The 26,396-nt window shown below is 65.5% G+C and carries 26 protein-coding genes and 1 pseudogene; 15 read left to right on the forward strand and 12 right to left on the reverse strand.

Going from position 1 to position 26,396, the window contains the following annotated elements; genetic code table 11:
- Nucleotides 1-52: 52 nt before the first annotated feature.
- The gene (locus ACV22Z_RS26120; protein WP_448079168.1) at nt 53-1,240 is read right to left on the reverse strand and encodes a M20 aminoacylase family protein; all 1,188 of its coding nucleotides are present in this window, start codon (nt 1,238-1,240) and stop codon (nt 53-55) included.
- Between the two features lie 514 nt (nt 1,241-1,754).
- On the reverse strand, nt 1,755-2,558 hold the full coding sequence (locus tag ACV22Z_RS26125; RefSeq protein WP_448079169.1) for a LuxR C-terminal-related transcriptional regulator: 804 nt from the start codon (nt 2,556-2,558) through the stop codon (nt 1,755-1,757).
- Between the two features lie 154 nt (nt 2,559-2,712).
- Between ACV22Z_RS26125 and ACV22Z_RS26130 the strand changes: the two genes are divergently transcribed.
- On the forward strand, nt 2,713-3,822 hold the full coding sequence (locus tag ACV22Z_RS26130) for a DmpA family aminopeptidase (RefSeq protein WP_448079265.1): 1,110 nt from the start codon (nt 2,713-2,715) through the stop codon (nt 3,820-3,822).
- A gap of 61 nt (nt 3,823-3,883) precedes the next feature.
- Nucleotides 3,884-4,996 (forward strand): polyamine ABC transporter substrate-binding protein, encoded by a 1,113-nt coding sequence (locus ACV22Z_RS26135; protein WP_448079170.1) that lies wholly within the window; start codon nt 3,884-3,886, stop codon nt 4,994-4,996.
- A gap of 237 nt (nt 4,997-5,233) precedes the next feature.
- Here the strand turns inward: ACV22Z_RS26135 and ACV22Z_RS26140 are convergent.
- Nucleotides 5,234-5,368, reverse strand: a pseudogene (locus ACV22Z_RS26140) (transposase); the annotation flags it as partial.
- Between the two features lie 335 nt (nt 5,369-5,703).
- Here ACV22Z_RS26140 and ACV22Z_RS26145 point away from each other — a divergent pair.
- Complete coding sequence (locus ACV22Z_RS26145; protein WP_448079171.1) at nt 5,704-6,945, forward strand: adenylate/guanylate cyclase domain-containing protein; 1,242 nt, start codon at nt 5,704-5,706, stop codon at nt 6,943-6,945.
- A gap of 108 nt (nt 6,946-7,053) precedes the next feature.
- Here ACV22Z_RS26145 and ACV22Z_RS26150 read toward each other — a convergent pair whose 3' ends face one another.
- On the reverse strand, nt 7,054-8,862 hold the full coding sequence (locus ACV22Z_RS26150; protein WP_448079172.1) for an ExeM/NucH family extracellular endonuclease: 1,809 nt from the start codon (nt 8,860-8,862) through the stop codon (nt 7,054-7,056).
- Nucleotides 8,863-9,086: 224 nt separating this feature from the next.
- On the opposite strand from ACV22Z_RS26150, the gene ACV22Z_RS26155 reads away from it, so the two are divergent.
- Nucleotides 9,087-10,007 (forward strand): LysR substrate-binding domain-containing protein, encoded by a 921-nt coding sequence (locus ACV22Z_RS26155; protein ID WP_448079173.1) that lies wholly within the window; start codon nt 9,087-9,089, stop codon nt 10,005-10,007.
- Between the two features lie 68 nt (nt 10,008-10,075).
- Here the strand turns inward: ACV22Z_RS26155 and ACV22Z_RS26160 are convergent, their stop codons facing one another.
- The 3 genes from ACV22Z_RS26160 to ACV22Z_RS26170 form a co-directional block, all read right to left on the reverse strand.
- Complete coding sequence (locus ACV22Z_RS26160; protein ID WP_448079174.1) at nt 10,076-10,963, reverse strand: DMT family transporter; 888 nt, start codon at nt 10,961-10,963, stop codon at nt 10,076-10,078.
- A 215-nt stretch (nt 10,964-11,178) separates the two neighbouring features.
- Nucleotides 11,179-11,796 carry a glutathione S-transferase family protein gene (locus tag ACV22Z_RS26165; RefSeq protein ID WP_448079175.1) on the reverse strand — a complete coding sequence of 206 codons (618 nt, stop codon included), beginning with the start codon at nt 11,794-11,796 and terminating at the stop codon, nt 11,179-11,181.
- A gap of 143 nt (nt 11,797-11,939) precedes the next feature.
- Complete coding sequence (locus ACV22Z_RS26170; protein ID WP_448079176.1) at nt 11,940-12,305, reverse strand: hypothetical protein; 366 nt, start codon at nt 12,303-12,305, stop codon at nt 11,940-11,942.
- 83 nt (nt 12,306-12,388) lie between these two features.
- Between ACV22Z_RS26170 and ACV22Z_RS26175 the strand changes: the two genes are divergently transcribed.
- Complete coding sequence (locus ACV22Z_RS26175) at nt 12,389-12,835, forward strand: MarR family winged helix-turn-helix transcriptional regulator (protein ID WP_448079177.1); 447 nt, start codon at nt 12,389-12,391, stop codon at nt 12,833-12,835.
- Nucleotides 12,836-12,940: 105 nt separating this feature from the next.
- Here ACV22Z_RS26175 and ACV22Z_RS26180 read toward each other — a convergent pair whose 3' ends face one another.
- The 4 genes from ACV22Z_RS26180 to ACV22Z_RS26195 form a co-directional block, all read right to left on the reverse strand.
- Nucleotides 12,941-13,357, reverse strand: a complete 417-nt coding sequence (locus ACV22Z_RS26180; protein WP_448079178.1) for a DUF1801 domain-containing protein — start codon at nt 13,355-13,357, stop codon at nt 12,941-12,943.
- Between the two features lie 73 nt (nt 13,358-13,430).
- On the reverse strand, nt 13,431-13,841 hold the full coding sequence (locus ACV22Z_RS26185; RefSeq protein ID WP_448079179.1) for an SRPBCC family protein: 411 nt from the start codon (nt 13,839-13,841) through the stop codon (nt 13,431-13,433).
- A complete protein-coding gene (locus ACV22Z_RS26190) occupies nt 13,838-14,161 on the reverse strand; it encodes an ArsR/SmtB family transcription factor (RefSeq protein WP_448079180.1) in 324 nt (107 codons plus the stop codon). The genes ACV22Z_RS26185 and ACV22Z_RS26190 overlap by 4 nt, the downstream gene beginning before the upstream one ends.
- A gap of 298 nt (nt 14,162-14,459) precedes the next feature.
- Complete coding sequence (locus ACV22Z_RS26195) at nt 14,460-14,600, reverse strand: hypothetical protein (RefSeq protein WP_448079181.1); 141 nt, start codon at nt 14,598-14,600, stop codon at nt 14,460-14,462.
- Nucleotides 14,601-14,650: 50 nt separating this feature from the next.
- Here ACV22Z_RS26195 and ACV22Z_RS26200 point away from each other — a divergent pair, with 50 nt between their 5' ends.
- From ACV22Z_RS26200 to ACV22Z_RS26210, 3 genes are all read left to right on the forward strand, one after another.
- The gene (locus ACV22Z_RS26200) at nt 14,651-15,571 is read left to right on the forward strand and encodes a LysR substrate-binding domain-containing protein (protein ID WP_448079182.1); all 921 of its coding nucleotides are present in this window, start codon (nt 14,651-14,653) and stop codon (nt 15,569-15,571) included.
- A gap of 246 nt (nt 15,572-15,817) precedes the next feature.
- Nucleotides 15,818-16,600 (forward strand): ABC transporter substrate-binding protein, encoded by a 783-nt coding sequence (locus tag ACV22Z_RS26205; protein WP_448079183.1) that lies wholly within the window; start codon nt 15,818-15,820, stop codon nt 16,598-16,600.
- Between the two features lie 259 nt (nt 16,601-16,859).
- The gene (locus ACV22Z_RS26210) at nt 16,860-17,975 is read left to right on the forward strand and encodes a succinylglutamate desuccinylase/aspartoacylase family protein (protein ID WP_448079184.1); all 1,116 of its coding nucleotides are present in this window, start codon (nt 16,860-16,862) and stop codon (nt 17,973-17,975) included.
- A gap of 164 nt (nt 17,976-18,139) precedes the next feature.
- On the opposite strand, the gene ACV22Z_RS26215 is transcribed toward ACV22Z_RS26210, so the two are convergent.
- Nucleotides 18,140-18,958 (reverse strand): MetQ/NlpA family ABC transporter substrate-binding protein, encoded by an 819-nt coding sequence (locus tag ACV22Z_RS26215; RefSeq protein ID WP_448079185.1) that lies wholly within the window; start codon nt 18,956-18,958, stop codon nt 18,140-18,142.
- Between the two features lie 306 nt (nt 18,959-19,264).
- Between ACV22Z_RS26215 and ACV22Z_RS26220 the strand changes: the two genes are divergently transcribed.
- The 7 genes from ACV22Z_RS26220 (at nt 19,265) to ACV22Z_RS26250 (ending at nt 26,387) form a co-directional block, all read left to right on the forward strand.
- A complete protein-coding gene (locus ACV22Z_RS26220; RefSeq protein ID WP_448079186.1) occupies nt 19,265-20,416 on the forward strand; it encodes a porin in 1,152 nt (383 codons plus the stop codon).
- Between the two features lie 205 nt (nt 20,417-20,621).
- Nucleotides 20,622-20,882, forward strand: coding sequence for a DUF2866 domain-containing protein (locus ACV22Z_RS26225; protein WP_448079266.1), 261 nt, complete (start codon nt 20,622-20,624; stop codon nt 20,880-20,882).
- Nucleotides 20,883-20,996: 114 nt separating this feature from the next.
- The gene (locus ACV22Z_RS26230; protein WP_448079187.1) at nt 20,997-21,380 is read left to right on the forward strand and encodes a DUF6232 family protein; all 384 of its coding nucleotides are present in this window, start codon (nt 20,997-20,999) and stop codon (nt 21,378-21,380) included.
- Between the two features lie 212 nt (nt 21,381-21,592).
- A complete protein-coding gene (locus ACV22Z_RS26235) occupies nt 21,593-21,820 on the forward strand; it encodes a hypothetical protein (RefSeq protein ID WP_448079188.1) in 228 nt (75 codons plus the stop codon).
- Between the two features lie 238 nt (nt 21,821-22,058).
- Nucleotides 22,059-24,344, forward strand: a complete 2,286-nt coding sequence (locus tag ACV22Z_RS26240) for a TonB-dependent hemoglobin/transferrin/lactoferrin family receptor (RefSeq protein ID WP_448079189.1) — start codon at nt 22,059-22,061, stop codon at nt 24,342-24,344.
- 49 nt (nt 24,345-24,393) lie between these two features.
- A complete protein-coding gene (locus ACV22Z_RS26245; RefSeq protein WP_448079190.1) occupies nt 24,394-25,482 on the forward strand; it encodes a hemin-degrading factor in 1,089 nt (362 codons plus the stop codon).
- Nucleotides 25,479-26,387 (forward strand): heme/hemin ABC transporter substrate-binding protein, encoded by a 909-nt coding sequence (locus ACV22Z_RS26250; RefSeq protein ID WP_448079191.1) that lies wholly within the window; start codon nt 25,479-25,481, stop codon nt 26,385-26,387. Before ACV22Z_RS26245 ends, ACV22Z_RS26250 begins: the two co-directional genes overlap by 4 nt.
- Nucleotides 26,388-26,396: the final 9 nt, after the last annotated feature.

The raw sequence follows: 26,396 nt of genomic DNA on the forward strand, positions 1-26,396 counted from the left end.
AGGTCTCCCCTTTAAGCGGCCGGAGGCGCCGGCCGTGTCCCGCCCGCCGCCGTCACCGGCCCAGATAGCGCTCCACGAGGCGCGTCCAGAACGCCGCGCCGATCGGCAGGTTGCGATCGTTGAAGTCGTATTTCGGGTTGTGGACCATGCAGCCGTCCTCGCCTTCGCCGTTGCCGAGCCGCACGAACGAGCCCGGGCGCTGCTGCAGCATGAACGCGAAATCCTCGCTGCCCATCAGCAGGTCGGTCTGCTCGACGACGTTCGCGTCGCCCACCAGCTCGCGCGCAACCTGCGCGGCGAAATCGGTTTCCGCATCCGAGTTGACGACGACCGGATAGCCTTCGATGTACTCGACATGCGCGGTCGCGCCGTAGCTCGCGGCCTGGGATTCGGCGAGTTCGACGATGCGGCGCTTCAGCAGCGCGCGCACGTCGGGGCTGAACGAGCGCACGCTCAGTTCGAGGCGCGCGCCGTGCGGGATCACGTTGTTCGCGGTGCCCGCGTGCATCGAGCCGACCGTGACGACGGCAGGCTGTGCCGGATCGACGTTGCGCGCGACGATCGTCTGCAGCGCCATCACGATGCTCGCGGCGACGACGACCGGATCGACGCTCAGGTGCGGCCGCGCCGCATGGCCGCCGACGCCTTCGATCGAGATGATCGCCTTGTCGCCCGCCGACATGAACGGGCCGCGCCGCGTCAGGAACACGCCGGGCGCGGCGCCCGGATGGTTGTGCATGCCGAACACCGCGTCGCACGGGAAGCGCTCGAACAGCCCGTCGTCGATCATTTTCTTCGCGCCGCTGTCGACGCCGTGTTCTTCGGCCGGCTGGAAATACAGGTGCACGGTGCCCGAGAATTGGCGCGTCTTCGCGAGCTGCTGCGCCGCGCCGAGCAGCATCGTCGTGTGGCCGTCGTGCCCGCACGCGTGCATCTTGCCGTGCGTCGCGCTCGCGTACGGCAAGCCGGTCGCCTCGTGGATCGGCAGCGCGTCCATGTCCGCGCGGATGCCGATGCTGCGCGTGCCGTCGCCCACCCGCAGCGTGCCGACCACGCCCGTCTTGCCGACGCCGCGCGTGACCTGCCAGCCCCATTGCTCGAGCCGGTCGGCGACGAGCGCGGCCGTCTCGACTTCCTCGTACGCGAGTTCCGGATGGCGGTGGATGTGATGGCGGATCTCGCGCAGCCCGGTGGCGGCAGGTTGCAGGTCTTCAATTTCGGTGAATCGGGTGTCGGTCATGGAGTGGCTCCGGCTTCTTGTCCTGTCTGGCATCCCGGCGCACATGCGTGCAACGGGACGAAAGCGAGCCACTATATCGAGCCGATTTCAATTCAATAAGATGTGAAATTTTTCACCCCGATAAGATTTCTTGATCAGGGTTATCCCGGCCCCGCCATCATTCGTGTCACTTTCGACTGGATGCTGATATGACTTTCGGTTCGATTTGGATATGAACTGGAGACGACCTGCTTTCGTGGACACGTTCTGTCCTGTCAAGGCGGTGGTACGGATCATGTCCAGATACCGAGCTTCCCGTGCACCGGAATTTCAGCAACAGATCGTGGACCTGGTACACGCCGGGCGTCGCCCAGAGGAACTGGCCAACGAGTTCGGTCCGAGCACACCGCCCCTCGATGGCTGGGTTGCCCAGCCCGATCGTGACGCCGGCACACGACACGACAGATTGACCTCGGCCGAACACGAAGAGCTATCACGCCTGCGCCACGAGTCCAACCGCAGCCGCGCTGCCGCCTCACCCTGCCTGCGGCATTTCGTCCATGAAGAGGCCGAACAGCGTAGCCTGCGACGAAATATCGAGCTTTCGGTACAGATTGCTGCGGTGAACCTTCGCCGTCGCGGGCGAGATGCCGAGTAACCGTGCGATGTTCTTGCTCGAATGTCCCGCCAGAATCTTCAGCGCGACCTCGATCTCCCGAGCTGTCAGGGGTGTGCTCGCGCGCTCGCGCAGCGCCTGCTCGAAGTGCGCGCGCCGCTCGCTTTCGGCGGTCGCGCGATCGATCCTCGGCAGCTCGCCGGCCGGCGCCGGCACGGCGCGCCGCATCAGCGGCAGGATCCACGTGCCGTACAGGCACAGCATGCCGACGTCCGCAGCACTAAAGCGCTGCCGGCTACCGAGCGACAGCGAAACACAGTCCCCGCCCGGTAGCGGCACGAGAAACTGTATCTCGTCCTCGAGCACATTCACCGAGAAATAGCGCCGAAAGTACTCTGTCTCGCGAAACTGATCGGGCGCGACCTCGTCGATCCGGTACACGCCGGGACTGATCTTCCCAAGGCTGAACTGATAGAAAGGATCGAGCAGATACACGCTGTTCAGGTAGCCCTCGAACAGCGTGTCGGGTTTCGTGCCGTGCGCGCTCTCCGCGATCAGGCAGGGCTTGTGCGTCGGGCTGAAGACCATCGCCACCCAGTTGTCGACCTGCACCGCGCCGCGCAGCAGGTCGATCAGCGCGTTCCAGAACTGTCGGTCATCGATGCGTTCGATCAGGCGTCCGAGCCGCTGATGGAACGCCAGGTCAGCAATGTCGAGCCTCATGCCATCTAATCCCAAAGGTGTAGTTCCGCGCCCGCACGCCTAGCCCGCCGGACCGATGTTCGCACTGCGCAGCGCCGCCTACCATCACCGTACCTCGACGTTCAAGCGTCGCACACAACGACAGGGCCCCCTCACGGCGCCCAGGAGGACAGGTATGCGCATTAGAGACATCGGCGTCCGGATCGGGCGCGGCACCCCCGGTCGGCTAAACAGCATCACCGACGTGGACGGCGTTCGCGTAGGCCATCGTACCGTGGTCGAAAAAAATGGAACAGTATCGATCCAGACCGGCGTGACAGTTATCGAGCCGCGTGTGGGCATGGCACGGCTCGATCCCTGCTACGCCGGCTACCACGTACTCAATGGCAACGGCGATGCGACCGGACTTGAATGGATCCGCGAATCCGGTCTCCTGACCACGCCGATTGCGTTCACGAATACGCACAGCGTCGGCGTGGTGCGCGACGCGCTTGTGCAGGCCGAGCGCGCGTCGGCGGGCTCGCAACAGTACTGGTGCATGCCGGTTGTACTCGAGACGTTCGACGGCGTGCTCAACGACATTTGGGGCCAGCATGTGACTGCCGCGCACGTTCATGATGCGCTGGCCTCGGCGCGCGGCGGCCCGGTCGCCGAAGGGTGCGTCGGCGGCGGCACCGGCATGATCTGCCATGAATTCAAAGGCGGCATTGGCACAGCGTCGCGGCGGCTGGCCAGCGACGACGGCGGCTGGACGGTCGGTGCGCTCGTGCAGGCAAACTACGGCGTCCGCGCGGAACTTCGCGTCGGCGGCTATCCGGTCGGCGAAGTACTGCACGACGTACCGTCGCCGTTCCGCAATCGCGAAGCCGGCGTGCCCGGCATGGGCTCGATCGTCGTTGCGCTCGCAACCGACGCACCGCTGCTGCCACACCAGTGCACGCAGATTGCGCATCGTGCGGGGGTCGGTCTCGCGCGCGTCGGCGGCGGCACCGAATACGCGAGCGGCGACATCTTCGTCGCGTTCTCGACCGGCAACCGCGGGTTGCCCGTCGCCGACTACAGCCGCATGAGCGCACCATTGTCGACCGTGCAGAGCGTCAATCCGGATTACATGACACCGCTGTTCGTCGCCGCTGCCGAAGCTGTCGAGGAAGCGATCCTCAACGCGCTCCTCGCCGCGACCGACGCCGACGGCCAGGGCGCGCACGTGAGCGCGCTCGGCGCCGAACGGCTACTTCACGCGCTCGAGCGCGTGGGTTGGCGCCACGACGCGCGTCGCGCGTAGCACGTAGCGCATCTGATCGACTTACGACTGCCCGAAACCCGACATCATCAAACAAGATCCCATGACCGCCCGCCACATCACCACGCCGTTAGCGGCCACTGTCGCCGCCGCGCTCATCGCTTTCGCCACGGCCGCCCCGCATGCCCACGCCGACGAGTTGAACGTCTACAACTGGTCGGACAACATCGCCGACGACACCGTATCCGGCTTCCAGAAGCAGACCGGCATCCATACGCGCTACGACGTGTACGACGGCGACGAAACACTGCAGGCGAAGCTGCTCGCCGGCTCGTCCGGCTACGACATCGTTGTTCCGTCGTCGGGCTACGCGGGCAAGCAAATCCAGGCAGGCGTGTATCAAAAGCTAGACAAGAGCAAGATACCGAACCTCGCGAATCTCGACCCGGTGCTGATGAAGCTGATGGCGACCATCGACCCGGGCAACCAGTATGCCGTGCCCTGGTCGTGGGGAACCGACGGCCTCGGCTACAACGCGACGAAGGTCCAGGAAGTCCTCGGCAAGGACGCGCCGCTCGACAGTTGGGATTTGCTGTTCAATCCGCAGTACGTGTCGAAGCTCAAGCATTGCGGCGTATCGGTGCTCGATTCGCCCGAAGATGCGTTCGCCGTTGGGCTTGTCTATTTGCACAAGAATCAGAACAGCACGAATCCCGCCGACTATCAGGCCGTCTACCAGCTCTATCGAAGCATTCGCCCCTACATCACGCAGTTCAATTCGTCGGGGTACATCAACGACCTCGCGAACAATGACATTTGCCTCGCTCTCGCGTGGTCGGGCGATGTCGCGATCGCAAAGGCGCGCGCCGCTGAAGCGCATCGCGCTTACGAGATCAGCTATGTCATTCCACCGGGCGACGGCGTGCTCTGGTTCGATCTGATGGCCGTGCCGAAGGACGCGCCGCACTCCGGTGCCGCGATGCAGTGGATCAACTATATCCTGCAACCGAAAATGAGCGCCGCGATCACGAATCAGGTGTTCTATCCGAACGCAAACGCGGCCGCGCGACCGCTGATCAAAGCCGAGATTCTGAAAAACCCGGCGATCTATCCGGGCCCCGAGCGTCTGAAAACGCTCACCCTGGCGACGCCGTTGCCAGCAGACATTACGCGGCTCGAAAGCCGGTTGTGGGCGCAACTGAAGAGCGGGCGCTAATCCAGGTTCCTGCGCGGCCCGGCCGATGGCCGGGCGCACCGCGAACCGGTTGCGCCTCGCTCGACGAGTGTCCTGCCGTTCCCGGTCTCACGCTCTGTGTATAAGCCGATTGGGCTGGTAAGAAAGCGCCTTGGTCGTAGTCTTGATCGGGAAGCAGATGCCGATTCGATGGCTAAATGCGAGACGAACCACGGCGCAATGGAGGGCGCCCGTGATGGTGGTGCGGCTCCGCTAGTTGTAGAACGACGCGTCCGAAATGCCGTGAATCCGGCACACTCCCGCCACCGTCACCCCGACCTCGACTCCGTTCAATACCCCGACAATTTGCGCTTCACTGAACCGCGACGAACTTTTCGCCGCCGCAACTGGCAGCAATACCGCCGCGCCGCCGCGTATGCGCGCGGATGCATTCGGCCAGAGACCGCAGGGCCGTTCCAGCGCGTCATCCGGAAAATCGAGACGGATTGGCCCGCTCTACAACCTGAAGGCAGGTTCTCTGTCATCGCGGCAACCGCCGGCAAAGGGTCGAGATACACTTGTCCTCAAGTGGCCTTACCGAAAGAAACGACGCCACTTTTGAGGGAAATGAGAGTCGGTTCGGCCGACGTTGAGCGCCGGCTTCGCCTGGTTTTATGAGAGCGTTACGAGCAGCCGGGGAGGCCGACCAATCGCGTTCTCCAAACCGAACTCCCTATGCGAGGTGCATCATGCTGATCATCAACGGCCAGCCGTTTACGGACGGCCAGGTGCTTCATGTGCGCGATGTGGCGCTCTCTGCGACGGACGATCTTCGGACCCAGCGAGATAAGCTCGCCCGTATCATGCTGGACGAGATGTATCAGTTCGTGGGCCTGCTTGATGTAGACGGCATGATGCTGGAAATCAACCGGGCAGCGCTTGAGGCGGTTGGAATCCAGATGGACGATGTTCGGGGAAAGCCGTTCTGGGAGGCCCGCTGGTGGGTGATCGGACAGCACACCCAAGCATTGTTGCGGGAGCTGATCCGACGGGCTGGTCAGGGTGAGTTCATCCGCTGCGACTTCGAAGTTTACGGCCAGGCAGCAGGCGAGCAGACGATTACCGTCGATTTCTCGCTTCTACCCATCCGGGATCAGAACGGCAGGATAGTGTTTCTGCTTCCGGAAGGCCGCAATATCACCGAGAAAAAGCGCGCTGAAGCCGAGATCGCAAAGAAGAACGAGGAATTGCAGGCGAGCCGGGAGCTGATTCGTCGCCAGCGCGACGAACTCCAGAGCCTCTACGACAAGATCGTCGCCGAACAGAAAGTGTCGGAGCGGTTACTGCTCAATTTGCTGCCCTATCCGATCGCCGAACGCCTGAAGGCACGTCCCGCGTTGATCGCCGACAGCATCCCGGAAGTCATCGCCGACAGTTTTCCAGAGGTGACGGTGTTATTCGCGGACATCGTGGCATTCACACGGTTTTCAGCAGGCTTGAGCCCTGAGCAACTGGTGGGCGTGCTCAATGAAATCTTCACTGAATTCGACACCATCGCTGACCGGCGTGGACTCGAGAAGATCAAGACCATTGGCGATGCTTACATGGCGGCAGCGGGGCTGCCGGAGCCAGCAGCAGATCATGCCGCGCGTACGGCGCACATGGCGCTGGACATGATCGACGCGTTGGAGCGCTTCAATCAACGCCGCGGCTACAACCTGCAGATGCGCATCGGCATCAACAGCGGCGCGGTGGTGGCCGGCGTGATCGGCAAGCACAAGTTCATCTACGATTTATGGGGCGACGCGGTCAACACCGCTAGTCGGATGGAATCCCACGGCGTGGCGGGACGCGTGCAGGTAACGGATGCCACCCGGCGCAGGCTTGGCGCGCCATTCCGATTTGAAGAGCGCGGTACCATCGAGGCGAAGGGAATCGGACAGTTGCATACCTGGTTCCTGTCTGGCCAGGATGGTGCGTCACCTGGGTGACGGCAGTGACAGTGGGGATGGGGTAGCGCGTGGGCCAAAGGCGGCCATGCGGCAGCGCGCGCCACCGCATGGCCGAGGCCCCTCGGCCGGCAATCAGCCGATCAGCGATCAGCGGCCGCCCGGCAGCGCGATGTCGACCAGCACCGGATCGTGATCCGACGAGCGGTACGCATCGGGCGCGTAGTACGTCCGTTGCTGCTCGGCAGTCTTGTACGCGAGCGTGTACTGCAGCGCGACCGGCTCGTCCGCATTGATGTGCCATTCGTGCACGGCCTTCACGTGCGCCGCGAGCGGCAGCGACGCGAGCGCGTGATCGAGATAGCCCGCTTCGCCGTTGTACACGTAGCTGTATGCATCGGCGCCGACCCAGCGCGACACGAGGTTCCGGTAGCCGCGCGACTCGAGCAGGCGGATCGGATCTTCATGCGTGTAGCTGTTGAAATCGCCGATCAGCAGCACGCCCTGGCCCGGTACGCCGGTCGGCGTGCCGGCGAGCCAGTCGGCGAGTTTCGCGGCCGCGCGCGTGCGCGTCGCGTTCCAGCAACCCTGGCCGTCGCCCTGGTCGAGATCGTCGCTCGCCGCGTCCGGGCAATTCTTCGATTTCAGATGGTTGACCGCGACCGTCAGCGCCTGGTTTCCGCCCACGCGCCGGAACGATTGAGCAAGCGGCTGACGGTTCTTGTCGTCGATCGCGAGCGTCGCCACGCGGCCGACCGGTTCGACCTTGCGGCTGTCGTAGATCAGCGCGACCGCGATCGCATCGCCGCCGAGCCGCGACGTGCCCGGATCGACGACGCGCCAGCTGTCGCCGAGCTTCGCCGCAAGCTGACGCACCGCGCTCAGCTCGCCGTAGCCGTTGTTCTGGATTTCCATCAGGCCGATCACGTCGGCGTCGAGCGCCTTCAGCGCGCTGACGATCTTCGCGTCCTGACGAACGAATTCCTGATAGTTCTTCGCGCCACGGTTGTTCGGATCGTCGAAGCCGCCGCCGAGGCCGTTGCCGTTGAAGTAATTGAGGACGTTGAACGACGCCACCCGCAGGTTCGACTTCGGATCGCGCGCCGGCGCCGCGGTGCGCGGATTCGCGCGCGTATTGAACGCCGGCGCGGCCGCGCCGGGCACCGGCTGCAGGCGCCACGTGCCGTAGCGCATCTCGAGCACGCCTTCGACGTTGCTCACCGAGTAGCCCGCACGCAGCGTGTTCGCTGCGGAGAGCGCCGGCGCCGGATACGGCACGCTCGCCGGGTTCTGCTTGTTCGAGCCGTCGTCGAGGATCAGCCGGTTGCGCGCGTTCGCGTCGATCTGCGTCTGCGCTTGTGCGGGCGGCACGACGCTCGTCGGCGTGCGCAGGCGCCCGTTGCTGAGCATCACGCTGCCGTAGCGGCCGAGTTCGTAGATGTCGGTGACGGTCAGCGTCTGCGGCAGACGCACGAGCATGCCCTCGTATGCGGCGAAGTCCGACGCCGATGCGACCGGCAGCGTGAGCGTCGCGGGCGTGACTGTCTGGCCGTTCGCGCACACCGCGATCGCGCCCGACAGCGTGAGCTGCGTCTGGCCGTATTTCTCCTCGACCTTGCCCGTCACGTGGACGAGATCGCCCGCCTTCGCGCGCGCTTTCGGCGCATAGACGAACAGCCCCTCGGAGACGCCCGGCTGGTTGCGGCGCTGCGGATCGGCCTGCTGGACGAAGAAGCCGCCGAAGCCGTCGGTGCCGCCGAAATCGGCGGTGACGACGGCTTCGATCGACACGTTCTGGCCGGCGAGCGGCGACGGCGCGCCCGGGCCTTGAATCTCGGCGATCGGCGTCGTGCTGCCGCCGCAGGACGCGCTGACGGGCGCGCCGGTCGCCGCGAACACCGGCGTGGCGAGGGCGGGCAGGAGCAACAGGGTGGTGAACAACGGGGGCGGAGTGCGCATGGCGAGATCCGGGTTGTGAGGGTGCCGAAAGCTTAGCGGCGCACGATGACAGTTTTTGGTAAATAAAAGACAGGAATGTGTAATGAATCGATGGCCCGGGCGGGTCATGCCGGAACATCGGCGGACGTCCGTTGCAGACACTCGCCAATCTGCAACCCGGTTCGAAACCGGGTTAGTCTGGAACCCTTTCAACCCTCCGCAGCCCTTCCCGAACGAACTCGACGATGAGCAAATCGTTACCCTTGAGCGCGCTGCACACTTTCATCGAAGTCGGCCGATGCGGCAGCATGAAGCGAGCAGCCGAAGTGCTTTGCGTTTCCCCGGGCGCGGTCAGCCAGAAGATTGCGAAACTCGAGGATCGGCTGATGGTCCGCCTCTTCACGCGAACGAGCCGTGAAGTCGAGCTGACTGCGTCCGGGCGCGCGTTGTTCGAGCAATTGCTGCCGAAGTTCGACGAGATCGAGGCAATCTGGTCGAATGGAATGGCCACGGATCGGCGCGTGGTTCGATTGACGATCAGCACGACCGCATCGTTTGCCGAGGCGTGGCTGGTGCCGAGACTCGGCCATTTCAATGCGCTCTATCCGGACATCGAGATTGCGATCGACAGCAGCCCGCGGCTGCTCGACCTGCGTCGCGACTATGTGGATATTGCGATTCGCCACGGATTGGGAACCTACCCGGGGCACGCGGTCTTCAAGATATGGACACCCGAGCTGGTGCCGGTCTGCAGTCCGCGCCTGTTGAATCCGGACCGGCCGATTGCCAGCCCGCAGGACTGCCTGGGCTATCCGTTGTTGCAGGACGCCGACCGGGCCGACTGGATGCTGTGGCTCAAGGCATTCGGCATCGAAGACAGGCGCGCGCAGCGCGGCACGAGCTTCAACGATGATTCGTTGCTCGTGAAGGCGGCGATCTCCGGACAAGGCATCGCGCTCGTGCGGGATGTCTATGTCCACGACGAGATCGCAGTGGGACACCTGGTCCGGGCACTGGATTTGCCGTGGCCTACGCAGTTCGCTTACTACGTGGTCTGTAGCGACCAGCGAGCGGACGAATGGAAAATCGACGCGTTCCGGACCTGGATCCAGCGCGAAATCCTGCAGGACACGGTTGTTTCCGGGACCGGAGCGTCACGCGTATGAACAGTGCTTGCGTGCGTGGATCCCGGAGTTCGAGCGACGCACGCCACACCTGAACGCAAGCGCATGAGTCACGACTGCCGCTTCATCCTCAACGCACCCGGCAGGCCGGTGATCTTGCCGGCAGCAAGCGCGGTGCCGAGCAGGATCACGATGCAGCCCAGCGACGCCTGCACCGTAATGCGTTCGTGCAGAAAAATCGCCCCCCAGACCACGCCGAAGATCGGGATCAGAAACGTCACCGATGCGGCGTACTGGGCGCCGGCATTGCGAATCAGCCCGAAGTAGAGGATGTAGGCAACTGCCGTGCAGAGCCCGCCCAGCAGCGCGACCGCCAGCCAGTCGATCGCATGGATCGGCGTGCCCGGCCAATACACGGCGGCTGCGGGCGCCAGCACGAGCGCGGCGAACAGCTGGCTGCCGAATGCGGAAACGAAGGGCCGCACGCCGGCGAGCTTGCGTTTCGAGTAGTTGGCGGCAAAACCGTACGACAGCGTCGCGAGAACCGCCGCCGCGACCGCGCCAAGCGCCCCGTTGCTCCCTGCGCCGATCGCATCCCACGCGAGCAAGACCACGCCGGCGAACCCGACCAGCAATCCCGCGACCTGAGCACGCTTGAGCGGGCTGCCCAGCCACAGAAAGGCAACGATTGCCGTCCACATCGGCGTCGTCGCGTTCAGGATCGAGTCCACGCCGGCCGATACATAGAGCGCCGCATAGGTCAGCAGACAGAACGGCAATGCCGAGTTCATGATGCCGACGACGAAGAGCGGCCCGACGTGTGTGCGGAACTCCGTGCGCGCGGCGGCGTTTCGCAATACCGGCAACAACAGCACGGTCGCGATCCCGACCCGCAGCGCGATCAGTGGAATCACCCCGAACGCGGGCGCCCCCATCCGCATGAACAGAAAGGACGCCCCCCAGATTGCAGCGAGTGAAATCAGTTGAATCGCGTTCATGGAAAAGTCTCTTGCGGAGTTCAGGGTCCGGCCTGGCGGCCGGAAACGATGACGGTTGCTGCTCGAGACAATGTGAAGGCACGGGTCCGCACGGACAAGCGAGCTTTTCGTGCAGTGACTTTAGATTTTCTGCATTGACGTGCCGGCGCCGTGCGTGCGGTGCGATTGGATGACGCGACGTCGCAGACGCAGCGTCGCGCCGACGTCCGTCGCGCTCAAGCCGCCTTGCGCGTCTCCGCGATTCGCTGCGGCGCCTTGGGCCGCGCATACAGCCGTTCGAGATACGCCTGCAGTTGCGGAAATGCGTCGATCAGATGGAATTCATTGGCCCAATCGATCAGATAGACCGTCACGCAATCGGCCACCGTCAGCGTGTCGCCGACGATGAACTGGCGCCCTTCGAGATGCCTGTCGAGGATCGCGGCCATCGCGGCGAACTCCTCCCGCGCCAGCTCGATATCGGCCGGGCTGCGCTTCTCCGGCGGATAGAGCATCGAATGCCGGGTAATTCTCCACAGCGGCTGTTCGAGTTCCGTTACCGCGAACATCACCCAGCGATACACGTGCGCCCGCTCGGCGAGCGCGTCCGGCAGCAAACCTTTCTCCGGGTATTTGTTCGCGAGATACAGCACGATCGCCGCCGATTCGGGAATCACGAGGTCGCCGTCCACCAGCACGGGAACCTTGCCTGCGGGATTGATGCGCAGGAATTCAGGCCGCTTGTGCTCGCCTTCGAGCAGGTTGACCGGGATGAATTCGAAGTCCGCGTCGAGTTCCTTGAGCCCCCAAAGCGCACGCTGCGTCCGGGTGCCGGCGAATCCGTAAAGCTTCATGACGAATCTCCAAAGTGTCTGGCAGGCTGCTGAATAGCGCCCCGGTCGTCAAAAACGACGCGCTTTTCAACAGCCTGCCAGGAAATGTCCGGCGGGCGGGCGACGGTCGCCTCGGCGTCATGACGCCCGCGGCCCGGTACGACTCAGGCGCCGGGAATCGGCAGGACCGGCATCACGTCGATCGACTCGCCCGGGAAGATCGTGAAATGCGGGTGGCTTTCGAACATCCTGGCCGCCTCTTCGTGCGACGCGGCACGCACGACCGTAAAGGCGGTCAGCGCATTCGCCGTATCGGCGATGCCGCGTTCGTCGATGGTCTTGGTCTTGCCGAGCGGCCCGCCGATCTCGACGACTGCTTCCCGATGCCGGTCGACCCACGCCTTCCATGCCGCAATGCCTTCCTTTTCCCTCGCCTGCCGATCCTGCTCCGAAAGCGACATCCACGCCTTCATGCGCGGGCTGTCCTTGCTGCCGAGAAATACGGCCAGAAACAACTGCTGTGCGCTCATGCTTCCTCCGTCTGTTGATGGGCGCGACGGGACATCCCCCCATCGCCCTTGACAAGATAGGTTGATATCAACACAATTGCAACATGTCACGTTCAGAAAAGCTCCCGTTCGAAGCGACGCTGATGGTGCGCGATTGCTGCCTGTGCCTGCACATGCAGCGGGCGGCGCGCAACCTTGCGCGGATATTCGACGACGTCCTGCGTCCGCTTGATCTCACCAACGGGCAGTTTTCGCTATTGATGTCGCTGAACCGGCCCCACCCGCCTGCGATGAAAGCGGTGTCGTCGCTGCTGGCGATGGATCGCACCACGCTGACGGCCGCGCTCAAGCCGCTCGAGCGGCGCAATCTGGTTGCGATCGAGCAGGATCCGGACGACAAGCGCAGCCGCCTGCTCAGCCTGACGCCCGCTGGTCAACGCCTGCTGGCCAAGGCGTTTCCGCTGTGGCAGCAGGCGCACGCCGAAATCGAGAAGCCGTTTTCGCCGGGCGAGGTCGATCAACTGCGTCGCCAGTTGGCCGCGCTTTCCTGATGCTTGCTACGCGGATCGATCGTATTGCATCGTTTGCGATCCGAAATAATCAACCGAAATGTCGGGAGTCCGACGCAATCCGCGAAGGGCACCCGATTCCGTGATTCAGCTTCCGGCCTTGCCTTTTGTTTTGGCTTTGGACCGGTTCAGCGTCACCGCTGCGCGAACGAGCGTCTTCAACGCATCCTCGTCGATCGCCTCGCCCTCGCGGATATCGATCGCACGCCGCGTATTTCCTTCGAGGCTCGAGTTGAAGAGGCCCGCCGGATCCGCGAGCGCCGCGCCTTTGGCGAACGTCATCTTCACGACGCTCTTGTAGGTCTCGCCGGTGCAGATGATGCCGCCGTCGGACCACACCGGAACGCCTCGCCACTTCCACTCCTCGACGACGTCGGGATCGGCTTCCCGGATCAGCGCGCGCAGCCGGCCGAGCGTCTCGCCGCGCCAGTCCCCGAGTTCCTCGATTCTCCCGTCGATCAGCTGGGACGGCGACTTTTCATCCTGCGGCCCGCCATTCTTCATGTCCTTGTCTCCTGGAAGGAAGTCAACGCGAAGCCTGCGACGCGATGCCGGCGTCAAACGATGCCGGCCGGCTTCAGTCGATCCGCGCGAGCACCTGCTCGAGCGACGCGAGGAACTTCTGCCAGCCGTACTGCGCACCGTGGTACGCCTGCTGCTGATCGTGCCGGAAGCCCGCCTGCTCCATCCGCAGCAGCGTGCCCGTCTGCGTCGGGGTGAGCGTCCACGTAACGACGCTGTCGAGGCCGTAAGCCGCCCACGTGTACGCGAGCGTCCGGTTCGGCTCGACGGTCAGCACCTGGCAGTCGACCGCGCCCCAGTCCGCGCGAAGATTGAAACGGTGCGCGACGACAGGCACGAAATCGTTCTGCATCAGCCATTCGGCGATCAGGTGCGGCTGCGTCAGCGCGCGCCAGATCTTTTCCGGCGGGAACGGCATCTCCCGTTCAACGACGACGGCGCGCGTTTCGGTCGAGATATTGCTCATTGGTCCATCCTCTTCAGCAGATCCTCGAGTTGGTCGAACCGGCTTTCCCAGAAGCCGGTCATCTGGCTTGCCCAATCGATCAGCGGCGCGAGCGCACCGAGCTGCGCGCTGTAATGCGTCTGCCGGCCCTCGTGGCGGTCGTGCACGAGCCCGGCCTGCTTCAGCACACCGAGATGCTTCGACACGGCCGGCTGCGAGACCCCGGCTTCGGCCGTCAGCGTGCCGACCGTCTGCTCGCCTTCACGGCACAAGCGCTCGAAGATCGCCCGCCGGGTCGGATCGGCCAGCGTTCTGAAAAGGACGTCGTAAGCGTTCTGCATGTTGCAATTCATAACCAGCGAGTTATGGATCACTATAGTCGAGCCGACGGACGAGTCAAGCGCGAATGCGATCCGACCGGAACAGGCACGCGTCGCGGCCGGTCACCGCCGCGCCCTCTGGCGCGCCGCGCCTATACCTGCGCGCCGATGGCCTCGCGCCCTCGATGCTACGATCGCGCTTTAAGCCAAGGAACATCCTTGACGTCCTTATATGAACACCTCCCCGTTGGCAAGCGTCGAGGCGCGCGTGCGCCGGGCGGGCGGGAGGGCGGCGCCAAGCCTGTGTGGCGTGGGAAGTCTAGGCCGCTGCGCGTTCGATCGCGTCGAGCGTGCGGCGCCTGATCCATCCGCTCGCCAGACGGATCGCGAGCCAGTAAGGCGTGAACAGGATGCGCGTTCGCGCGGTCGGGCAGTGCACGAAGGTTGCGGTGCGCAGCACGCGCGTGCCGGCTCGCTGCTCGATTACCTCGAACCTTCCGGACCCGATCGATGACCCGCATCCGCAACCACCTGAACATCGCGCAGCTCCAGGCGTTCGTCTCCGCCGCGCACCACAAGAGCCTGCGCGCCGCCGCGCGCGAACTCGGCGTCACGCAGCCCGCGATCACGCATACGATCCGCGAGCTCGAGACGGCGCTGAACGCGGAGTTGCTGGTCCGCAGCGTCCGCGGCGTCGAGCTGACTGCGTGCGGGCACGCGCTGCTGCCGCGCGCCGAGCAGCTGCTCGGCGACATGCGCCGCACCGTCGAGGCGGTCGAACAGGTGAAAGGGGAGATGTCGGGCCGCGTCGCGGTCGGCACGATGCCGTCGATCGCGCTGACCGCGTTGCCGTACGCGGTGACGGCGTTCCGCCGGTCGATGCCGCGCGTGAACCTGCACCTCGAGGAAGTGACGGTGCCGGACGCACTCGCGCAATTGCGCAACGGCACGCTCGACATCGCTGCGATGCACCATGTCCCTGCGCTCGACCGCGATTTCACGCAATGGCCGCTGTTCTCGACCGAATTCGCGGTGGTGATGCGCGAAGGCCACCCGCTCGCGCATGCGCGCCGGCTGGAGGAATTGCTCGAGGCCGAATGGATCGTCACCGTGGGCGCCGACGAGTTCCCGCACAGCGTGGTGCTGACGATGTTCGACGCGCGCGGCCTGCCGCGGCCGACGCGCCTGCTGCGTTCGCCGATGTCGTTCGCGGTGACGCTCGGGCTCGTCGCGCGCTCGGACGTGATCGCCTGCTTCACGCGCCCGCTGGCCGCGATGGTCGCGCCGCTCGGCATCCGCACGGCCGACCTCGACGAAAACATGCCGCGCTTCGACCTGTCGATCATCGCGCGCCGCGACCTGCTGCCGACGCCGGCCGTCACGCAATTCGTCACATGCCTGCGGCAGGCGGTCAACGAAACGCTCGGTTGAATCGTTCCTGTGGCAGAAACGGTTGCGCCCCGACGGTGGCGCCGCCGTCGGGCCCGGCTGGCGGCTATCGGGGCATCTCCTAGGCGCCCTGCCGGTATTTTGTCTTGATAATCTCCGCACGTCGCGTGCCCCTATCGGGCGAGCGAATTGAACAGTCCGGGACAGTCCGGCGCGAAGACGCGCCGGGCCGAAGGCTTACGGCGCGGCACAACCGCGCATCCATCGAACAAAACGAGGAGTCACCGAGTGAAAAAAGTTCTTGCGGCAGTGACGGTTGCCCTGCTCGCCGTATCGGCCGGCAGCGCATACGCGAAAGACTGGTCGACCGTGCGTTTCGGCGTCGACGCAAGCTACCCGCCTTTCGAATCGAAAGGCCCGGACGGCAAGGTCATGGGCTTCGACGTCGATCTCGGCAACGAGATCTGCACACGCCTGAAGGCGAAGTGCGTATGGATCGAGAATGACTTCGACGGGATGATCCCGGCGCTGAAGGCCCGCAAGTTCGACGGCGTGCTGTCGTCGATGTCGATGACCCCGGCGCGCGAGGAACAGATCGCGTTCTCGACGAAGCTGTTCAACACGCCCACGCGCCTCGTCGCGAAGAAGGGCTCGGGCCTGATGCCGACTGACGCGGGCGTGAAGGGCAAGCGCATCGGCGTCGAGCAGGGCACGATCCAGGAAACCTACGCGAAGGCTCACTGGGCACCGGCCGGCGCGACCGTCGTGCCGTACCAGAACCAGGACCAGGTCTACGCCGACCTGATCGCGGGCCGCCTCGACGGCGCGCTGCAGGACGCGGTGCAGGCCGACATCGGCTTCCTGAAGACGCCGCGCGGCGCGGGCTTCCAGTTCGTCGGCGGCGACATCGACGATCCGAAGACGCTCGGCAACGGCGCCGGCATCGGCCTGCGCAAGGAAGACACCGACCTGAAGGCGAAGATCGACAAGGCGATCGGCGACATGCGCAAGGACGGCACGTACGACAAGATCGCGAAGAAGTACTTCGATTTCGACGTCTACGGCAAGTAAGCGCGCGGTCTGCGCGCATGCAGACGGGCTCCGCGAGGAGCCCGTTTTTTTATGCGCGCGCGCAACGAAATGCGCGGCACGCATCGGCGCACGCCGGTTCCCCGTATCGGCACACGCTGATTTTTTTCGCGTTAACCGAATGATTTCCAACGGAAAAACCCGTGTTCCGGAACCGGTTTGATGGGTTCGCGAAAGGCAACGTACAATCAATCTTCCACGCACACCGGATCATTCGCGGCTGCGCCGCACTCTTCTCATCATGCAAACGCAGACCCATCCGCTGATTTCCCCCGCCGTCGGCACCGAGCGCCAGATCACGAGCTTCCACTACGGCCCGCGCGGCGGCAAGAAGGTCTACATCCAGTCGTCGCTGCACGCCGACGAGCTGCCCGGCATGCTGGTCGCCGCGCTGCTGCGCCGCAAGATCGCTGCGCTCGAGGCCGCCGGCAAGCTGCGCGGCGAGGTCATCATCGTGCCCGTGCCGAACCCGATCGGGCTGTCGCAGCACGTGTTCGGCGATCACCTCGGCCGCTTCGAGCTCGGCTCGATGCAGAACTTCAACCGCAATTTCTACGATCTCGCAGCGCTCGTGCTGCCGCGCATCGAAGCGCGCCTGACGCACGACGCCGAGCGCAACGTCGCGATCGTGCGCGCGGCGATGCGCGAAGCGCTCGACGAGCAGAAGCCGCGCACCGAACTCGAATCGCAGCGCCTCGCGCTGCAGAAGCTGTCGTTCGACGCCGACATCGTGCTCGACCTGCATTGCGACAACGACGCGGTGATGCACCTGTACACGAACCCAGACCTGTGGGACGACGTCGAACCGCTCGCGCGCTACCTCGATTCGCAGGCGTCGCTGCTCGCGCTGAACTCGGTCGGCAATCCGTTCGACGAGATCCACAGCTTCTGCTGGTCGGATCTGCGCGATCGCTTCGGCGACCGCTTCCCGATTCCGAACGGCGCGATCTCGGTCACGGTCGAGCTGCGCAGCGAGCGCGACGTGTCGTACGAGTTCGCGGAAAAGGATTCGCAGGCAATCGTCGAATACCTGACCGAACGCGGCGTGATCGACGGCACGCCTGCGCCGCTGCCGGCGCTCGCGTATCCGGCGACGCCGCTCGCGGGCACCGATCCGCTCGTCACGCCGGTGTCGGGCGTGATCGTGTTCCGCACGGCGGTCGGCGCGTGGATCGAGGCCGGCCAGGAGGTGGTCGACATCGTCGATCCGCTGACCGATCGCGTCGTCACGCTGAAGAGCAGCGTGGCCGGCGTGCTGTACGCGCGGCAGGTCGTGCGCTTCGCGACGGCCGGCATGGAAGTCGCGCGCATCGCCGGCGCGACGCCGTTCCGTACCGGGTCGCTGCTGACGGCCTGAGCGGCCGGGCAATCTTTGCCTGGCGGGCCGGCTTGACCGCTTGACCGCTTCTCTCGGGGCGGCCAGCTCGCCAAAACGACATCGCCCGCTTGCGCGGGCGATGTCGTTTTTCACGCTCCGACCTGGCCGGGCATGCGCTGCACGCCGGCCCGGCCAGTTTGCATTCAGAAGGCCGGCACGATCGCGCCGCCGAACTTCGCGTTGATGAACTGGCGCACATCGTCCGACTCGTAGGCCGCGACGAGCTTCTTCACCCACGGCTTGTCCCGGTCCTGCGCGCGCACCGCGATCAGGTTCGCGTACGGGCCTTTCAGGTCCTCGATCGCGATCGCATCCTTCACCGGCGTGAGCCCCGCCTTCACCGCATAGTCGGTGTTGATCGACGCGGCGTCGACATCGGGCAGCGCGCGCGGCAGTTGCGCGGCATCCAGCTCGACGAGCTTGATCTTCTTCGGGTTCTCGGCCACGTCGAGCGGCGTCGCGTTCACGCCGTTCGTGCCGACGCCCGGCTTCAATTTGATCACGCCGTATTTCTGCAGCAGCAGCAGCGCGCGGTTGCCGTTCGACGGGTCGTTCTGGATGCCGACCTTCGCGCCGGCCGGCAGATCCTTCAGCGACTTGAACTTCTTCGAATAGAAGCCCATCGGCGACGTGTAGGTCAGGCCGACGTTGACGATCCGGTAGCCGCGCTGCTTGATCTGGCTGTCGAGGAACGGCTGATGCTGGAAGCCGTTCGCGTCGAGATCGCCCGCGTCCAGCGCGGCGTTCGGCTGCACGTAGTCGTTGAATTCGATGACCTTGACCGCGAGGCCGCCGCGCGCGGCCACCTTCGTCACCTCGGACCAGATCTGCGCGTCCGGGCCGCTCATCGTGCCGACCTTCACGGTCTGCGGGGTCTGCGATTGTGCGTGCGCGCCGGGCGCCGCGAACGTCAGGGCCGCGCCAAGCGCAGCAAAGCCAGTCAACCAGATCGAGCGTCGCATGGGGTGTCCTCTGTCCCGTGTCGTTGTGAGAGCGCGCATCGTCGCATGGGGCCGGACCGGCACCAACCAAGCGAATGTCATGTGCATATTCCCGAGCCGGATCAAACGACAGCCGAAATCGGTATAACCGCGGCGAGTGCAACCGGGCATCATTTGGTGTCGCATCGACGCCACACTTCATCTACATTACAACAGCTGTCATATTCATTACGTGACGCGCCGATAAAGTTGCCGCCGGTCCACAAGAGCGCCGCCAGAGCGCCGGAACCGCAACTGGACATGCCATTTACTCGCTCGGAGAATCGTTTGAACAAGAAACTGTTGACCGCCGCCATCCTCGCAGCAACGGCCAGCGCGGCACATGCACAAAGCAGCGTCACGCTGTACGGCATCATCGACGCCGGTATCAGCTACGTGAACCACAGCAAGACCGCCAACGGCGGCAGCGGCAAGCTGTTCAAGTACGACGACGGCGTTGCCCAGGGCAGCCGTTGGGGCCTGCGCGGCACCGAAGACCTCGGTGGCGGCCTGAAGGCGATCTTCGTGCTCGAAAACGGCTTCAACAGCGGCAACGGCACGCTCGGCCAGGGCGGCGCGATGTTCGGCCGCCAGGCATACGTCGGCCTGAGCACCGCCCAGTACGGCACGGTCACGTTCGGCCGCCAGTACTCGTTCTCGACCGACATCCTCGGCTCGAACTACTCGACGGGCGGCAACACGGTCGCGGGTAACTACGCGTACCACGTGAACGACATCGACCAGCTCACGTCGAGCCGCATCAACAACGCGGTGAAGTTCCAGAGCGCGAACTACTCGGGCTTCACGTTCGGCGCGTTGTACGGCTTCTCGAACTCGACGGACTTCGCAGGCGCAGCGGGCTCGGGCGCCACGAACACCGGCGGTTCGTCGCGTGCATACAGCTTCGGCCTGAACTACGCGAACGGCCCGTTCTCGCTGGGCGCCGCGTACACGGACATCCGCTTCCCGAGCCAGTCGACGCCGGCATTCTCGACGTCGATCGCGAACATCAGCACGGGCAACGTCCGCGACCTGCGCACGTATGGCGTCGGCGGCCGCTACATCTGGGGCCCGGCAACGGCATGGCTGCTGTGGACGCGCACGCAATTCTCGACGGTCTCGGGCGCAAACGGCACGTTCTACAACGCGTATGAAGCCGGCCTGAAGTACGCGCTCACGCCGGCACTGTCGGCTGCAGCGGGCTACACGTACACGAACGCGACGCAAACCGGCGGCTCGGCTCACTGGAACCAGGGCAACCTCGCGCTCGACTACGCGCTCAGCAAGCGTACGGACGTGTATGGCCTCGTCATCTACCAGAAGGCGTCGGGCAACAACGTGCAAGCGCAGATCGGCTCGAGCACGAGCTACTTCAGCACGTCGGGCAACGGTTCGTCGAACCAGATCGCCGCTCGCGTCGGTATCCGTCACAAGTTCTAAAGCGTTCGCTTAACTCGCGGATCACCACGGCAACAGCGCCCCGCTTCCATGCGGGGCGCTTTTTTATGCACTTTTAAGTTTCGCTTAATTCTGGGCTGAGAGGATGCACTCACCCCCCCTGTTGGCCGCCTGAGCATCGGCGGCTTTTTTTTTGAGAGCGGTGGCGCAGCCGCCGTTCAACCCAAGGACAGGATCGGAAGCCATGATGATCGAAGATAGCGTATTCAGCCGTCTGCACACGATTCTGACGCGCCAGCATTCGTTGCCCGTACAGAGCTGCCGCGTGTCAGTCGAGATGCAGCGCCCGTGGGGGCGCCCGTACCGGCTCGTCGAGTGGACGATGCATCTCGACGCGCCCGCGCGGCGCCAGGTCGTGCCGGCCGACGCGACCGACGAGGAAATCGCCGAAGTCGTCGCGTCGCACGTGCCGGGACGCCTGTACGGCGACGGCCGGCTGCAGTTCTGACACTCCGCCATTTCGCGGCCCGTCCGGCCCGCACCGCCCGCGTGCGGCACTCGGTCTCGTTTGACGCGCCAACGAAGTCTGTTACGCTGCGCGTTTTCGTCCATGCAACACACGATGGAAAACGCTTTCAACGAACGAGGCGTGACAGTCACGCGCAACGGCCTGTCGGCCGCCGGCCAGGTCTTTGCACTCCGTGACATTCGCCGCGTCGACGTCGTCACGATCCGGAAAAACAAGCTCGTCCCGTCGCTGATCTCGTTGATCGGTGCCGTCGCGGCCGCCGCGGGCGGCGTGGCCGGCTCGAGCGCCGGCCTCGTCGTCGGCGTGATGCTGGTGGTGGTCGGCTATCTCGCGTGGGTGACGCAGGACGTCACGTACCGGCTCATCGTCGAGATGCCCGACGGCAAGCGCGAAGCGCTGTCGAGCATCGACGCGGAATTCGTCGAGCGGGTCGCGCAGGTCGTGCGCGACGCGCAGGCAGGCGCCGCGGCCGCCTGACGTTTCCGTTTCAATTCCCTATTCCTGTTGTTCTGCTGCACCCTGTGCGGGCCACGAGTCGCCCGCCAGGTGCTTGCGTTCGTGCAAGCGCGGGCTTCTGCGCTTCTGCGGTTTCCCGCTGCGTCACATCGTCAGCGATCCCGACATTCATGCGGCAACCGCCTAGTATGGAAAGATCGGCGCCCGCCGCCGCATCGACCGAGGAGGTCGGCATGAACGTCCAATCGCTGTCCGGCATGCTCCGCGCGCAGGAATTGCTGCTCGTCTCGATGATCCGCGCGCTTCCCCCCGACGCACGCCGCGCGCTCGGCGAAATCTACGCGGAGCAGATCGCATTCGCGGAAGACGCCAGTGTCGAAGTCCGCGGCGAACGCGACATGCACGAAGCGTTCATCGCGCACGCGCGCAACCTGCTGATCCGTCTCGAATCACTGTCGTAATGCGGCACGCGCGGGCGCCGCAAGCAGTTCGTCCCTCCTGACGCGCGCGGTCATCGCCCCCTCGCCCGCACACGCCTGTTGTCGAACTTGTATCGCGAATACTTCTCATTTACACTTCGGCAACGTGTCATATTCCTTTCAACCAGCCGTTCGCCGCCCACCGCGTGCGGATGCGCCAGCCAGGTGAACGCGTCACCCAGCCAGCCTTCGGGCTCGTTTCATCACTGGGAGACCACCTGTGCATTGCTTTTCGCTGGCGCGGCGGCCGATGTGCGCCGCGCTGTTCGGCGCCTTCGGCGTCACTGCCACCCCGGCCTTTGCCGATTCGCCGACGCAACACGCGGCCACTTTGGCAGCCACTTCGCCCGCCGTCATCATCGCTGCGTCGACGCGTGGCAACGCCGCGCTGCTCGATCCCGTCACCGTCACGGCCACCCGTACCGAGACGGCGGCGAGCCGCACGGCCGCGTCCGTCTCCGTGATCACCGACGAGGATCTCGAGGAACAGCAGGCGGCGAACATCAAGGACGCGCTGCGCTACGAGCCGGGCGTCACGGTGCGCCGCACTGCGTACCGGCCCGGCACCGCCGCGCTCGGCGGCGGCCGCGACGGCGATTCGAGCATCAACATCCGCGGCCTCGAAGGCAACCGCGTGCTGCTGATGGAAGACGGCATCCGGCTGCCGAACGCGTTCTCGTTCGGGCCGCTCGAGGCCGGCCGCGGCGATTACGCAGACCTCGACACGCTGAAGCGCATCGAGATCCTGCGCGGCCCGGCATCGGCGCTCTACGGCAGCGACGGCCTCACCGGCGCGGTGAACTTCATCACGAAAGATCCGCGGGACCTGCTGTCGATCTACCGCAAGCCCTACTACTTCTCGTTCCGGCCGAGCTACGACTCCGCCGACCGCAGCGTCGGCGCGACGGTGTCGGCCGCGGGCGGCAACGATCGCGTGCAGGGGATGATCATCGCTGACGGCCGCCGCGGCCACGAGGTCGATACGCGCGGCAGCAACAACACGGCGAGCACGCTGCGCACGACGTCGAATCCGCAGGACGTCTATTCCGAATCGCTGCTCGGCAAGCTCGTGCTGACGCCCACCCTGCGCGACACGATCAAGTTCACTGCCGAAACGGTGCAGCGGCGCGTCGGCACGGACGTGCTGTCCGCGATCAATCCGCCGGCCACGCTCGGCCTCACGACCAGCGACCGGCTCGAACGCAACCGCTTCAGCGTCGACTATGACTTCCGCGACGACACGTTCCGCTGGTTCCAGAACGCGCACGCGCAGTTCTACTATCAGGATGCGAAGCAGGACCAGTACGCGTTCGAGACGCGCGGCACGCAGCGTTCGCGCTCGCGCGACAACCAGTACAAGGAACGCACGTTCGGCGGGGCGGCCTTCGCCGAAAGCGGCTTCTCGACGGGCCCGTTCGCGCACAAGCTGCTGGTCGGCGTCGATGGCAGCCTGTCGCGCGTGACGAACCTGCGCGACGGCACCGTGCCGGGCGTCGGCGAATCGTTCCCGAACAAGGCGTTCCCGGACACCGACTACACGCTGTTCGGCGCGTTCGTGCAGGACCAGATCGGCTACGGCCGCCTGCTCGTCACGCCGGGCCTGCGCTTCGACACGTACCGGCTGAGCCCGACCGAAAACGATCCGCTGTTCACCGGCAAGGCCGTGTCGACGAACGCGAACGAACTGTCGCCGCGCGTCGCCATGCTCTACGAGGTAACGCCCGCGCTGATTCCGTACGTGCAGTACGCGCACGGGTTCCGTTCGCCGACGCCCGACCAGGTGAACAGCAGCTTCGCGAATCCGGTGTACGGCTATACGTCGATCGGCAATCCCGACCTGAAGCCCGAGACGAGCGACACGTTCGAAGCGGGCCTGCGCGGCAAGGCCGGCACGGGCTACGGCGTCGTGCGCTACAGCGCCGCCGCGTTCACGGGTCGCTACCGCAACTTCATCGCGCGCACGACGATCGCCGGCAGCGGCCGGCCGGCCGACCCGTTCGTGTTCCAGTACGTGAACTTCGCCCACGCGCGCATTCACGGCGTCGAAGGCCGCGCGGAATGGATCATGCCGAACGGCATCACGCTGAAGACGGCGATGGCGTTCACGAAGGGCTCGACGCAGGACAACGGCGCGGCCAGCCAGCCGCTCGACACGGTCAATCCGTTCTCGGCCGTGTTCGGTGTTCGCTACGAACCGAGCGAACGCTGGTTCGTGCAGACCGACCTGCTGTTCCAGGCCGTGAAGCACGACAAGGACATCGCCGCGGGCGCGTGCTCGGAGAAGAAAAAACCGTGCTTCGCACCGCCGTCGTCGTTCGTCGTCGACGTGCGCGGCGGCTACCGCTTCAACAAGCACGTGAGCGCAACGATCGGCGTCCGCAACCTGTTCGATCGCAAGTACTGGAACTGGTCGGACGTGCGCGGGATCACGTCCGATTCGCAAGTGCTCGACGCGTACACCGCGCCTGGCCGCACTGTCGCCGTCAGCATGAAGGTGGATTTCTGATGCGTGCTGCCCGCGTTCCCAACCCATCCATCACATCAAGGAGTCCGACATGATGCAATCCGCTCTTCCCGGCCAGCCGGCCACGCCGCTTCGCTCGGCCGCCGCGCTGCGCGACGCGTTCGTCAAGCTGAAGGCCGAGCGCCAGCTCCGCAACCGCGATGCCGCGCAGGCGCTCGGCGTCAGCGAAGGCGAAGCGCTCGCGGCGTTCATCGGCGAGCACGTCGTCCGGCTCGACGCGCGCTTCCCGGCGATGTTCGAGGAAATGCCGCGGCTCGGCCGCGTGATGGCGCTCACGCGCAACGAAGCGGCCGTCCACGAGAAGGACGGCAAGTATGCGCAGATGAGCCACGACGGCCCGGTCGGCCTCGCGCTCGGCGACATCGACCTGCGCATCTTCTACCGCCACTGGGCGTCCGCGTTCGCGGTTCGCGACGAGACCGCGCACGGCATGCTGAAGAGCCTGCAGTTCTTCGACGCGCATGGCGATGCGATCCACAAGGTCTATCTGCGCGCGCACAGCGATCACGCGGCGTTCGACACATTCGTCGGCCGCTGGCGCACGCCGTCGCAGGAACCCGGGCTCGCGGTCACGCCGAGCGCATCGAAAGCACCCGAGCGCGCCGACACCGACATCGACATCGCCGGCTTCCATGCGGCGTGGGACGCGATGACGGACACGCACCAGTTCTTCGGGATCACGCAACGTTTCGGCGTGAGCCGGATGCAGGCGCTGCGGCTTGCCGAGCCGCGCTACGCGTATCCGGCCGATACACGCGCGCTGCGGCACGTGCTCGAACAGGCGGCACGCAGCGCGCAGCCGATCATGGTGTTCGTCGGCAACGCGGGGATGATCCAGATCCATACGGGGCCGGTCGTGAACGTGCGCGACGTCGGTGCGTGGATCAACGTGCTCGATCCCGGCTTCAACCTGCACGTGCGCGAAGACATGATCGCCGCCGCGTGGGTCGTGAAGAAGCCGACGAGCGACGGCATCGTCACATCGCTCGAACTGTTCGACCGGCACGGCGAGCATGTCGCACTGCTGTTCGGCGAACGCAAGCCCGGCCAGCCCGAGCGCGACGACTGGCGCGCGCTGGTGGCCGGCCTGCCGCCGGCGGCGCGCGGAGACGCACGGTGAGCGGCGGGCCGTTCAGCCGGCAGCGCCGCGTCTGGCTCGCGAGCGCGGCGGCGGGCGCGCTCGCAGGCACGCTGCCGGGCCGCTCGCGCGCGCAGACGCCTGCGAAGCGCGTCGTCGTGATCGGCGGCGCGCTCGCGGAAACCGCATACGCGCTCGGCGGCGCCGACACGCGCGGCTTTCAGCTCGTCGGGGCCGATACGACCTGCACGTATCCGGACGCTGCGCGCCACCTGCCCAAGGTCGGCTATCAGCGCGCATTGTCGGCCGAGGGCCTGCTGTCGCTGCGCCCGGACCTCGTGCTTGCATCGGCCGAGGCCGGACCGCCCGCCGTGCTCGCGCAGGTGAAGCGCGCCGGCGTCACGGTGACGACGTTCGGCGAACGCCACGACGTCGACTCCGTGCGCGCGAAGATCGCGGGCGTCGCGCAGGCGCTCGACGTGCGCGTCGCCGGCACCGCGCTGCTGCAGCGCTTCGACCGCGAATGGCAGGCCGCGCGCGACACGGTCGCCGCTCGACCGCCCGGCGGCGCACGGGCGCCGCGCGTACTGTTCGTGCTCAATCACACCGGCAACCAGGCGCTCGCGGCCGGCCAGCGCACCGCCGCCGACGCAATGATCCGCTACGCCGGCGCGCGCAACGCGATGCAGGGCTTCGATCACTACAAGCCGCTGACGACCGAGGCGCTCGCCGCGGCCGCGCCCGACGTCGTGCTGATTTCCGACGAAGGGCTCGCGGCGGTCGGCGGACGCGCGGCGCTGCTGGCCGCGCCTGGCTTCGCCGCGACGCCGGCAGGCCGCGCGCGGCGCGTCGTGTCGCTCGACGCGCTGCTGCTGCTCGGCTTCGGCCCGCGCCTGCCGCTCGCCGTCACGTCGCTGTACGAGCGCCTGTCGGCAGGCGTCGCCTGATACGGGATC

This window comes from Burkholderia sp. PU8-34 (genome assembly GCF_053427725.1).